At 46.8% G+C, this 12,261-nt stretch carries 10 protein-coding genes; 5 read left to right on the top strand and 5 right to left on the bottom strand.

The features are described from left to right. Positions 1–609: 609 nt before the first annotated feature. A complete protein-coding gene (locus CSV63_RS16215) occupies positions 610–1,062 on the bottom strand; it encodes a YwpF family protein (protein ID WP_099696732.1) in 453 nt (150 codons plus the stop codon). 244 nt (positions 1,063–1,306) lie between these two features. Between CSV63_RS16215 and CSV63_RS16220 the strand changes: the two genes are divergently transcribed. Continuing rightward, the gene (locus CSV63_RS16220) at positions 1,307–1,720 is read left to right on the top strand and encodes a single-stranded DNA-binding protein (protein WP_099696733.1); all 414 of its coding nucleotides are present in this window, start codon (positions 1,307–1,309) and stop codon (positions 1,718–1,720) included. A 237-nt stretch (positions 1,721–1,957) separates the two neighbouring features. On the opposite strand, the gene CSV63_RS16390 is transcribed toward CSV63_RS16220, so the two are convergent. The 4 genes from CSV63_RS16390 to CSV63_RS16235 all read right to left on the bottom strand — a co-directional run bounded on the left by CSV63_RS16390 (position 1,958) and on the right by CSV63_RS16235 (position 7,092). Next, positions 1,958–2,218 carry a hypothetical protein gene (locus CSV63_RS16390; RefSeq protein ID WP_143565422.1) on the bottom strand — a complete coding sequence of 87 codons (261 nt, stop codon included), beginning with the start codon at positions 2,216–2,218 and terminating at the stop codon, positions 1,958–1,960. Positions 2,219–2,263: 45 nt separating this feature from the next. Beyond that, complete coding sequence (locus CSV63_RS16225) at positions 2,264–5,005, bottom strand: DEAD/DEAH box helicase (protein ID WP_099696734.1); 2,742 nt, start codon at positions 5,003–5,005, stop codon at positions 2,264–2,266. Next, positions 5,002–6,576: a hypothetical protein gene (locus CSV63_RS16230; protein ID WP_099696735.1), complete on the bottom strand. Its 1,575-nt coding sequence runs from the start codon at positions 6,574–6,576 to the stop codon at positions 5,002–5,004. Before CSV63_RS16230 ends, CSV63_RS16225 begins: the two co-directional genes overlap by 4 nt. A gap of 90 nt (positions 6,577–6,666) precedes the next feature. Beyond that, the gene (locus CSV63_RS16235; protein WP_099696736.1) at positions 6,667–7,092 is read right to left on the bottom strand and encodes a helix-turn-helix transcriptional regulator; all 426 of its coding nucleotides are present in this window, start codon (positions 7,090–7,092) and stop codon (positions 6,667–6,669) included. A 166-nt stretch (positions 7,093–7,258) separates the two neighbouring features. Here CSV63_RS16235 and CSV63_RS16240 point away from each other — a divergent pair, with 166 nt between their 5' ends. The 4 genes from CSV63_RS16240 (at position 7,259) to CSV63_RS16255 (ending at position 11,665) form a co-directional block, all read left to right on the top strand. Beyond that, complete coding sequence (locus CSV63_RS16240; protein WP_099696737.1) at positions 7,259–7,591, top strand: hypothetical protein; 333 nt, start codon at positions 7,259–7,261, stop codon at positions 7,589–7,591. A gap of 157 nt (positions 7,592–7,748) precedes the next feature. Continuing rightward, the gene (locus tag CSV63_RS16245) at positions 7,749–8,198 is read left to right on the top strand and encodes a transcriptional regulator (protein ID WP_099637234.1); all 450 of its coding nucleotides are present in this window, start codon (positions 7,749–7,751) and stop codon (positions 8,196–8,198) included. Between the two features lie 916 nt (positions 8,199–9,114). Continuing rightward, positions 9,115–9,837 (top strand): hypothetical protein, encoded by a 723-nt coding sequence (locus tag CSV63_RS16250; protein WP_099696738.1) that lies wholly within the window; start codon positions 9,115–9,117, stop codon positions 9,835–9,837. 1 nt (position 9,838) lies between these two features. Then, the gene (locus CSV63_RS16255; RefSeq protein ID WP_099696739.1) at positions 9,839–11,665 is read left to right on the top strand and encodes a mucin-associated surface protein; all 1,827 of its coding nucleotides are present in this window, start codon (positions 9,839–9,841) and stop codon (positions 11,663–11,665) included. The last annotated feature ends 596 nt before the right edge of the window (positions 11,666–12,261 follow it).

The raw sequence follows: 12,261 nt of genomic DNA on the forward strand, positions 1-12,261 counted from the left end.
ACGAGCGCTCTACGTGGCGTGTTAACCGCTCAAACTCCGCGAGCCGCATAAACTCCGCGAGCCGCTCAATATATCATCCCAAGCGCTCTATCGCTCGCGCCATCCGCTCAATGCCCATCCGCCCGCGCTCTATGCGTCCTCCTATCCGCTCAATACCAGCGTACGAGCGCTCTACGTGGCGTGTTAACCGCTCAAACTCCGCGAGCCGCATAAACTCCGCGAGCCGCTCAATATATCATCCCAAGCGCTCTATCGCTCGCGCCATCCGATCAATGCCCTTCCGCCCGCGCTCTATGCGTCCTCCTATCCGCTCAATACCAGCGAACGAGCGCTCTATGCGGCGTATTAACCGCTCAAACGCCGCGAGCCGCATAAACTCCGCGAGCCGCTCAATACATCATCCCAAGCGCTCTATCGCTCGCGCCATCCGCTCAATGCCCTTCCGCACGCGCTCAAAGCGTCCTCCTATCCGCTCAAAGCCAGCGTATGAGCGCTCTATACGGCGTGTTAACCGCTCAAACTCCGCGAGCCGCTCAAACTCCACCTATCCGCTCTACCACCCACCCCAAAAAACAAAAAAAGCCACCCCAAAAAAGGGCAGCCCAACCATCACAACTTCGTCTTCTCATCAACTTCCATATCGCGTTTCAACTTAGGTCGATCCCACATGGCCGTTTGGAATTGCTCGAGCAATGCATCGCCCTCCAAACCTTCATCCAATAACTCTTCTAACAAATATTCGGGATACTTCGAGCGGACGCGCTTTAGACGTCCTTTCATCAACACAGAGATCCGGTCACCAATCTGACGCCAGTTTTCCACCGCCACATCGAACGAAGCGGGCTCATTTCCAGGATACGAAATGACAACGCGTACGGTCAGCAATGTCTCCTCGGCTTTCCACTTTTCCATAATATCCTTATACTTGGCATCAATGAACAGCTCAAGCACCCACAAACGGTGACTGTTCTCTTGGTTGATGATAATGCCGTCAAACAGTGGAAATGCAAGCACGCCGCTCTCCTGAACTACTTCCACCGAAATCATCTTAAACGTCTTCAATCCCATCACCTCGGTACAATTTTCCCAAGTATAGCATAAAAATCGTAAAATACTCGATTATTCAATAATGCCATTTACCTCGTCACATAGAAACCGCATACTACCGCGAAAATCCAAAAACCCCTTCGAATGAAAATTGAAAAACTACGCCGAAAATCGCATCAAAATTCAATTTTGCCACTTTGCCATAAAGCTCCCTTGTAGATTACGATAAGGGCAGCACAAAGAAAGGAGGAACCAACTCGTGAACCAAGTGGCTTTAGTAGGGCGCATCACCAAAGACCTCGTATTAAAAGAACACTCATCAGGACGTGTCAATACCACGTTCGCCCTCGCTGTCAATCGTAGCTTCAAAAACGCAAACGGGGAAATAGCAACCGACTTCGTGCCATGCTCCGTCTGGGGACGATCCGCCGAAAACCTAGTTCGTCACTGCGGCAAAGGATCGCTCGTAGGCGTCAGTGGAAGCATTCAGACACGGAACTATGAACGAGAAGACCGTTCGAAAGTGTACATCATGGAAGTCATGTGCAACGACATCCGCTTTCTTTCGAAGTCATCCAAACCTCAACAGTCAGAAATGAAAACGAATTCATCTACTGAGCCCGTACGTTTTGAAGAAGCGAAATCAACCGAAACCGCACTACCTATTTTCTAACAAGCTCCAAATTGAAAGGGGAGGAGACAAAGGCATATCCGCCGTCGCACATCCGTCGCTGATCAATTCCTGAAGAGAGATGGATACCACACAATTGAAGAGAAATAAAAAAAGAAAAAATTACACGACACTACAAGCATATTCGCCAACTAGCATGACTCGGCAGAAACATGAACGAGTGGGGACTCGATCCTCTGTGATGCCGGGAGTACATTCAGCATAGGAACTGAATCAATTTTACGCCAACTCATCCGTCGCCCGTTTTGTCGGAGACCACTTCCACTTGGCGGGCTGACGGAATACATACCCGCTCATAGAAAGGATGAAGCCCACATGCACAGCACACCTATAGTCGCGCAGAAACAAGATATCCAGCGCCTTGAAGACCAGATTGGCCAGCTGATTCGCATTATTGCCAACCTGAACGAGCGCATCAATTACTTGGAAACGATCAAAACAAATCCTTTCCTCATTCCCTCCGATGTACAATGAACGCAAAAAGACCTGCATCACATTTCGATACAGGTCCTAGTGAGTACCATATTAATTAAACGTCAGCAAATCCTCGAGCTCTCGATCATTGAGCTCCGTCAACCACTGACTCGAATGAATCAAATCAGCTGACAACGCTGCTTTCTCGACGAGCATCTCGTCAATCTTTTCCTCGATCGTCCCAACCGTTACAAATTTATGCACATGTACGAATTTGGTTTGCCCGATACGGTACGCACGATCGGTTGCCTGGTTCTCCACAGCCGGATTCCACCAACGATCTGCGTGCAATACGTGATTCGCCTGCGTCAAATTCAAGCCGGTGCCCCCAGCTTTTAATGACAGGATGAAAATCGGGAACTCTCCGTTTTGGAACGCCTCGACCAATGCATCACGTTGACCTTTTGGCATACTACCCGTCAAGAACGGCACGTCAATCCCGTGTAGCTCGGACAAACACTGACGGATCATCTGCCCCATGCCAATATACTGCGTGAAGATCAAGCATTGCTCACCGTTCGCCGCAATCTCCGCTGCCATCGAAACGATTCGCGCCATTTTATTGGATCGCTTTGTCAACTCGGCAGCAGGGGCTGGCGGTTCTTTCAGGAATAATGCCGGATGGTTACATAATTGTTTCAAACGACTGAGCATTTTCAAAATCAAACCTTTACGCTCAAATCCAGTCAAAGTCTCAAGTTTAAATTTCGTCTCTGAAACAAAACTCTCATACAATGCCGCTTGCTCAGGAGTCAGCGGGACATATTCATTTTGCTCGAGCTTCTCAGGTAAGTTCAGACGCAACTCCGGATCATTTTTCGTTCGACGCATCATGAACGGCTGAATTCGAGCACGTAATTTCCGTTTCTCCGCTTCCAAATCATCACGCTCAATCGGCACGATGAATTCTTCGTTAAATTTACGGAAACTGCCTAGATATCCTTTGTGAATGAAATCAAAAATGGCCCATAACTCTGATAAACGGTTCTCGATTGGCGTACCCGTCAACGCGATATGATGCACGCCGCGTAACTTCCGGATCGCTCGAGACTGCTTCGTCTGCAAGTTTTTAATATTTTGCGCTTCGTCAATGGTTACATTCGCAAACTCGTACATCGACAGCATCTCGCCATCTTGCGTAGCAGTACCATACGTCGTCAAAATAATATCCGCTTGACGCTTACTCATAATATCTGCAAACTGCTCTTCACGCGCACGATTCGTCCCGTAATGTACATGTACCGTCAGTGAAGGTGCGAAACGTTCAAGCTCCTTCTGCCAGTTGCCCATAACACTTGTCGGACAAATGATCAGCGAAGGGGAGTCAGTTTCCGGTAAATTATGCACATACAGTAAATACGAGATGAGCTGTACGGTTTTACCAAGTCCCATATCATCCGCCAGCACCGCACCGAATTTATTGTCGCGCATGAAATGGAGCCACTCGAAACCTTCTTGCTGATATGGACGTAACTCGGCATGCAACGTCTTCGGTACCGCAACGGCCGGCAAACCTTTCTTGTCATGTAACATATTCATCACGTTACGCAAAGATTGCTGCATCGAAAATGCAACTAACGGATCGTCTTCTTCCTCTTCATCATAGACAGGCGCAATTTCTTCCGGCACTTCATTGAACAGCAAATCCTTTACTGTCCATTCACCGTCGTCCACTTGCTCCATCAACTCACGAATTCGCTTGAGCCATGCGGGATCTAAATGGAACCACTCATCGCCTGCGCGAATATACTCGCGGTTCTCATCGACCATCTTCTGGAACTGATTCTTGTCGATCTTTTCTCCGGCGAGTGAAAACTGCCAATCAAACGACAACACTTGATCGAGACTTGCTGACGAACGATACGACTGCATACCGGCAGACGTTCGAATCTTCAACTTCGTCTCTGTCACCGTCTTTAACCAAGCTGGCAAAATAACTGGATAATCAAATGCCTGACAAAGCGGCAGATCTTCCTGAATGAAAATCCGCACTTGCGCATCATTTAACGGCACATGCATGAATTGTCGCGGTTCATACCATTCCACGGAACGGAAAATCCCGACCATCTCAGATTGACGCTCTTCAATTTCCTCCGCATATGGCTTACGTTTTGCAGGCAATGCATTTTCGATCGATCCCGTTATTTTACCGATCGCTGGCGACCACTGTGCACCGCGATCACTAATGAGAATCGTCTCAAGCAACCAATCGGTCTCATCGATATCCGGCTCCGTCAAACGAAGGGCTACGCGGAACGGTAACTTCGATTTTTCGGTATTCGGCCATCCATACTGCTGAAAGTGCGGCAACAAAGCAGGGAAGTCTGCCATCGAGACACCGAGCGTCGCCAACTGTCCACGCATCGCGAGCGAGATATACCGCCCCGCTTGCTCGGATAAATGCGTTTTGTCGAGATCAAACGATAGTCCAGACTCATTCGCTTCAACATACGAAAACAGCGCAGGGTCTTTCCAAAACGTCGCTGCTTCGCGAATGTCTGTAAGTATTTGTTGATCATTAGGAGTCGCACCAGAATATTGCACGTACGGATGACTTCCAGCCGAGAACAAACGCAGCAACATATCAATCGATATATCGAGCCAATTATCACGCTGCTCCACCAACATGCCGTACATCGTCGGTTCATCCGAATAAAATAAATACGACACCAGCATATCCGCATCAATCTTGCGCGTTTCACCTGCGACGTTTGCGGACACGATGAACATACCATCTTGTCCTTCTTGTAATGTTAACTCTAATGAAAGTTGTAAGATGTTCGAATCGGTCATAGAAGTAGATTTCCTTTCTCCATCTCTTCCATCAGTGCACGCAGACGTGGAAATTGCTCGCGGACTGTATGGACATAGCGGTTCCAAAATTCATTGCGGCCATCGCGCTTCGCAGCCGCCTTCATTTGCTTCCATAAACGCACTGCGCGGCGATAGCTATCACGATTTTTCTCTTTGACTAATTTTAAAGCTTCAGCGTGCATGAGAGGGAACACCGCTTGCGAATCTTCCGCAAGTGCTGTTTTCATCGCCGTACTGTCGATCATATCGACTGACCCGCGAGTCAAATGCATAAGCGCAGCCCATTCAGCATACCGATTGCGTTCGAATAAAAACTTACCGTACGCACGACTGGCTTCGGGTCCATATGATTGGAACAGTTGATCACGTTGTTCTTCTGAAACGTCGGACAGCGCGAGCAACTCGTCGATATCCTCGGCAAAAGCCGAACGGTTACGCGTCGCAAGTTGCTGATAATGCTCGGCTAAATGAGGAAGCAATTGCAGCATAATTGACTGCACGATATCAAAATCCTCATCTTCTTTCGCATAGAGCGCAAATGCCAACCACTGGGGAACAGCGGTTGCATCTAGAGTGTTTAGTTCTTCATCGAGCTCGTCAAAACGTCCCGACGTCAAATAGAGAAACGCACGGAATAATGGCGCGTCTGCTGCCGTTTCCTTTTGCAAGCGTTCAATCTCCTGTGTCAATTCAGCTTCGTCGGAATACAGCTCAGTATAGACAAGACGGAACGCTTCAAAACGCTTCGAGAATAAACCATCTTCGTCCAGTGCGAATGAATGAATCAAATCTTTGAGCTTCGTGTGAAAGGCGTCCGTCTCAAATAGACGCGATTTCGTACTCAACTGTTTAATGCTAGCTTTCATTTCGGACATTTGCTCATTGAGCCAAATCGTCAGCTGCCATTTGCCGTAATGATAGGAATCGTTCGCTGATAGTTCGTTTTTAAGGAAAGGCCATGCCGCTCGCAATAAGGTGAGTTGATAGTACAGCGAAAAGAGCGGCTTCCATTCCCATTCAAAAGGAGAAAGCCGCGTCTTCTGGTGTTCAATTTTAGAAGCATAATGCAAGAATCCAGTCGGTCCGTCACTCGCATTCAACTCGCTAAGCGGCTTCACCAATACGGATAATGCGTTCAACCAAGCTTCCGGTGTCCGCTCATTGATCGATAATTGTGTCTGCACAGCTCCTGACTGGCGCCACGTATTCAACCAATCGGATAATGAATGAAACTGCGAGTACAAATGAAAGACGACTGCAATCTGATGCGCGCACCAGTCTCCGTCGGCACACGTGCAGTACGGCTCCATCGTCATGAAAGAAAGACGGGCGAATTCCGACTCTGTGCCCGAAATATTTGCCATTAAGGATTGCTCGGTTTCAGTGTAGCGATACGCACCGATTGCGTTCATACGTACAAGTGAAGCAGCTTTGCGTATAATTTCCGCCTGTGCAGGGTCAGACGGCTGAAATGTATGTTTAATATGATTCATGAATTCTTCAATTTGTGAGTCGTGCATATTTGCGATTCGTTCAATAGTGATGGCCACCGAATCCACTCCTTACTTAAGCATTCCTCCTATTATACCGTTTTTATCGGTTCTTTACCACAACTTGGGGAGCAGAAAAACCATTCGTTTTCATTTACCTGTTTGATTTTCGAACAACTGCATGAGGTTCAACATGCCTGACAGCAACAACTGGCGGTTTTCGTGATCCAATGAATTTGCTCGTAAAATAAATTCTTTCAACAGTGGTTCGTTTTCAATTAGCGAGCCGTACTGCGTAAGAAACCCTTTTTCGTATAGGGCGCTACTGTCGAGTGTCTGGTTCGAAAAAGGACGCACTGACTTTAACGGTTTGTCCAGAATCATCGCAAGCAATACATCATCCGGTATGTTATAGATTTTCTTCATGAGCGGCACCAAATCAATCGGGAAAACTCGTTCACTCGATTCGTATCGAGACATCGTGGCACCATCGACTCCAAGATCCTCAGCCATTTGTTTTTGTGTAATATGCAAATACTCGTCGCGGTATTCTCGTAATTGTGTTCCAAAACTCATTGTCATCACCCGTTTTTCTCGCCATCGTATAAGAAAAGAGTCCGGCATTTCGTGAAATTGTCATTTAAGCAATACAAATTGATGAATTGGCAATTTCGAGGCTTTTCTACAATATTGTGAGAAGATTGTGGTAAAAAAGAGAAGGTAGGCGAAAGCGATAGAAAAAGTGCAGTTGATTTTACACTTTCCACAATTGCGGCACCATTTACAAAAGCCAGAACCCGTTGGCACAAGTGAACCACGTTTCTTTGAATCTCTCGAACAGTACTCCGAAAAATCTGTTCATGATCCAAATGGAAATGTTTCATATTTATATAACGTCATGCATGAACAGATGGTCTTCGAGCAAGTCGTCATCTCATACGCAAATAGTCAAATGATTTTTTCTTACGAGAAATCGAATGTCGATGCGAGCGGACAATTACTGGAACAATTAAAAGAACGAAACATCGAGTATCAACCGGTGTCCAAAACTTTTCTGGTGGGACGTGATGAATAACCCAAAAGACCGCGTGATTTCCCGCTATGACCGTTTTCTGAAAAATTCTCTTGGTATATTAGATGGTTTCCGACTCATATCATGCACAAAATCCTCTTCAATGTGATATATTAATAATAATCGGAAAATTCAAATTAATGAAGAGGAGGGGAAAGAAATGCTAGTCATACAGCGGATCAAGCCATTTTTCACCAGTAAAGAAGAATTTAACTTACGCCTTGTATTCGCTTATCAATATTTCTCAATTAAGCGAAATGACGAGGTGTTCCAGTTTATCCCCGCAGAAGGGAAGGAAATCGTTGTAAATACGAAAAGTTTGCAGATTGAAAACTTAGGAGAAGTATTCGTCTTTCAGCGAGGTAACAGATTTATACGCATCCCACTTTATCAATTATTACTAGTTTCCGATTTACATTTGCATTTGTCGACTATACTCGAAGGAGCGATGGAATTGGAAGGCCATCTACAGGAAGAGTACATGCGTGAAGCGGACGGTTTGGTGGAGAAGTTGGAGCAAGATAATTGGGAGAGAATGGTAGATTATGCACTAGAAACGAAAAACCAGCTCTTGTTTAAGGAGTTGATGGAAGGACTGCGAGTGATTTGATCATCACACTAAAACGATAAAAACACCTCAATTGGAAGCACATCTATGTGCGTCGACGTTGAGGTGTTTTTATGTGCGTTGTGTTATGCGTTTTCTCATAGTGTAAGGAAATGGAGCGCCACTACGAATAGTCCTGATCCGCCCAGGCCTAGTGCAAAGTCCTGCCATGTAAACTCAATCGTTTTGTCCAAGTTCATCGCTCTTCACTCCTTTATGTAATAAGAGCCATCTGACCCTATTACTTCCTATTATATCCTATTTCTATAGATTGGAAACATTCAGATAATTAAATGAATCTAATGGACTAGGGGTTATTTACGTGGTTAAGGGATGACGGGGTGTTGGGGTAGGGATTTGCGCTCTAGGCGGACGCTTTCCCATGGGCCCGCGGTGAGCCAACCAGGTCGCAGGCTCCCTTTTGGTTGTCTCACCTGATCGGGCTGATCCATCGGGAGTCGCCGCCTGCCGCTCCAATCCCTTGCAATGTGAGTGGGTGATAGTTATTGCAGTCATTGAAGTTAGGTTTGTAATTGAATTGAACTAAGTTCGGTGACAACACTAGTTCACATACTACCGCTAGCGAGTGTTCTACATCCATCCACCATAAAAGTAGGATTGTAGCGGAAGATGGGGGCGACTCTGGGAGGATCAGGGTGACAGGAGAGACGACCAGAAGGAGCATAGCGACTTGGTCGGCTCACCGCACCCCCTCCAGAACGCGTCCCCCATCTGCAGCGGAAATCCCATGCGCTATCTACCTTCAGTTACAATCTTTGGTCTTTATTCGCTCAACTAACCTACCAAATTCCACCTCATCACACTACATTCGTTGCAAATTCGTCATTTTTTGATAAAGTAAGAGAGATAGAAACTGATATAATCAGTCGAATAAGTTGGAGGCAAAGGAGAAGTACATATGTATTCTACTTACGGTTACTGGCGTTCACTAGTTTATCCTGACCGACTTGCTGTTGATATTGGGCAAGGAACTGTCACTGGATTCAAACGCCGTGTGTTTAGCGTATTCATCTTGGGCATCATCCTGTTCGTCCTCCGCGATATGTGGGGCATGAACACGGGGACGATGACGTATCTCTTGGCGAACGGTTCGCTCGATGAATTCACCATCGGCCGCATCACCGCATTAGTCGGCGCCATACTCTGGGCCATCATCTACATGTCGTTTCATTTTTGGGGTGTCGCATGGATCTTAAGCATGCTGACGAAAATTCCATTTAAGCCCTTGCTGAAGTTACAGCTAGTGGTCACGGGATTATTACTAATCGAAAAACTCATCAATTTCCTGATCTTCGCGGTTGCTGGAAAAACAGCAGCGGTTTCGATTCTTTCATTCGGACCCCTCGCGGTAACGTTCCTGGATAATTGGTATATCATTCTTTTCGTCAATCAATTGACGATTTTCTCTGCATTGATCGTGGCGGTTCAGTATCGCTTCATCAGCTTCTCGAAAGTGGAAACGTCACTTGTCGGTGGGGAAGTTATAGAGCATAAAGGTATCCGCAAGCATGCGTTGTGGATGTTAATTGCATTGCATGTGGTCTTTGCATTGATCACTGCGGCAGTCGGCTTTGCTCCGATCGAAAAAATGTTGAACTTGTTAATGATTGGGGGACTATAAGATGAAAGTACAAAACATCATCGTGACGGTCCTCGTTACAGCGTTCCTAGCATTGAACACGTATTTGGTGTTTGCTGAAAAAAGTGTCATCCCGAAAGCGCAGTACGTCAGTGAGTACGAACGGCTATCTGCGGATGATTACAAGAAAGAGCTCGATAAAGAAGGATTCATTTCACCGAAAGATTTGCATACTATCTACCTTAAAGACGACCAAACAATTGACTCATGGCTCGTTCAAGAAGGGGAGACAGTGGACTTTGGAACGGAACTCGCTTCATTGAAAGTGGATCATATCGATTCCAAACGCAATGAATTAGAATCCGAACTAACCGCGTTGCAAAATCAGTCGTCTTCGATCTCACAAACGATCAGTAATCTAGAGTATGATCAGTCCTCAGCGGGCGGTTCAAAAAACAACAGCGATTATTATGATACAAACGACGAGAAAAAAGTGCGTGTCAATTTGAATGTGGGCATTGAAGTGAGAGAAGACGGGGCGTTTGCGCAAGCGATTGCGGCAGCAGAACGGGATCTCGCAGAAGTGCAACGGAAAACAGAAGTAGTTGAATCACAGCTCGCAGAATTGCCGAATGAATCTGCTTTGACGAGTCCAGTAAGCGGCTATGTCGTCGCAATCAAACGCGATAGCGAGTCACCGTCGATCGATATTTACAGCACGGACCAAACGATTGTCACGTATGTACTCGACAATGAATGGCCAAGCGTGGAAACGGGCGCGCCCGTAACGATCCAGCATGACTCGATCCACACACCATTCACACCGAAAGTCGATCCAAATCAACAACCTGAATCTATGGAAGATGGAGTTGGCAGTGGAAAAGGTAAATCAGTCGCGTCTCTATCTGCTGACGGAGTACCACCGAGTACCGTACCTTACGATGATCCGAAAACGGAAATCGATGGGACGGATTCGGCACCACCAGCGGTGAATTCGAACGCTCCTGAAGAAAACTTCGACGGCACTTCCGGCAACCCGGACGGTTCGCTCGACCAACCGGATACACCGGTATCTTCACCGGACAAGAGCATCGATAGTTCGAACAATAATAATTCAGGTACGGAAAACAAACCGAACACGGAGACACCGCCATCCACAAGCACTCCGAATACGGAGAGCACGTCAAATCCCGATACAACACCTGAAGCAACACCGAATCCAGATGATACAACAAATCCGGACGGAACGATTTCTAATCCAGAAGTCAATGATTCACCTGAAGGCAAGCCTGAATTAACGAATAAAGAAAAGAAACTCGCTGAAATCCAAGAACGTATCGCGCCGGACTATCCAAATGACATCTCCACGATTAACGGAGTCGTCGTGTCGGTATCCAAAGTTCCTGCGAAAGAGGACGAATGGCTAGAAGCGTATAAAGCACTTGGCAACACACAAAAAGACAACCCACTAGCTTATTACGAAGTACGCGTTGCACCGTACGACGAGCAAATGGACTTGCCATTCGGCACGAACGTCAACACATTCATTCAAACAAATGAAGCCAACCAAGTGGTCAGCGTCAAAACGAACTGGCTGACAGATAAATACCAAAACAGTGCAAAAGTTTGGACGCTAGACACCAATGGACGAGCAGTCCAAAACACCGTCGAAGCGCCATTCACTTCACTCGATCGAACAGTCCTCACAACGGGCGTCGAACCAGGCGTGATCGCACTACACAACGACGATCTAGACAGCAGCCTCGAGCACCAAGCCGTCTTCCACCCACTTCCACTGTATTTACCGGAATGGGAAAAGTGGAAAACAACACCTTGGCAAAACTATGTACGGTATTTGATTAAACGATGAAAAACTGCCCGTTATTGGGCAGTTTTTTTTGTTTTTTGTGTGGCGCTCTATGAAAGTACTTAGGCGCTCTATCTTTCCGCGTAGCCGCTCTATACCCACGCTTAAGCGCTCAATGTTCATGCACAACCGCTCTATAAGGCCACTTGTCCGCTCTATTGCGGCCGACAAGCGCTCTATCCAACCAATCAAGCGCTCATACGACTTATTACATTTTGAAATCAGGCAAGGCAGGTCCGCACCGCTCATACTATCTGTTTAAGCGCTCAATCGCCTTGGCTAACCGATCAATGTCCACGTTCGAGCGCTCTATCCGTCCATCTCTCCGCTCTATCGCGGCCGACAAGCGCTCTATCCAGCCAATCAAGCGCTCATACGACTTATTACATTCTGAAATCAGGCAAGGCAGGGCCGCGCCGCTCATACTATCTGTTTAAGCGCTCTATCGCCTTGGCTAACTGCTCAATGTCTACGCTCGAGCGCTCTATCAGACCATCTATCTGCTCTATCAGGACCGACTAGCGCTCTATCCAACCAATCAAGCGCTCATACGCCTTATTACATTCTGAAATAAGGCAAGGCAGAGCCGCGCCGCTCAT

The sequence above is a fragment of the Sporosarcina sp. P34 genome (genome assembly GCF_002743375.1).
Lineage (GTDB): Bacteria > Bacillota > Bacilli > Bacillales_A > Planococcaceae > Sporosarcina.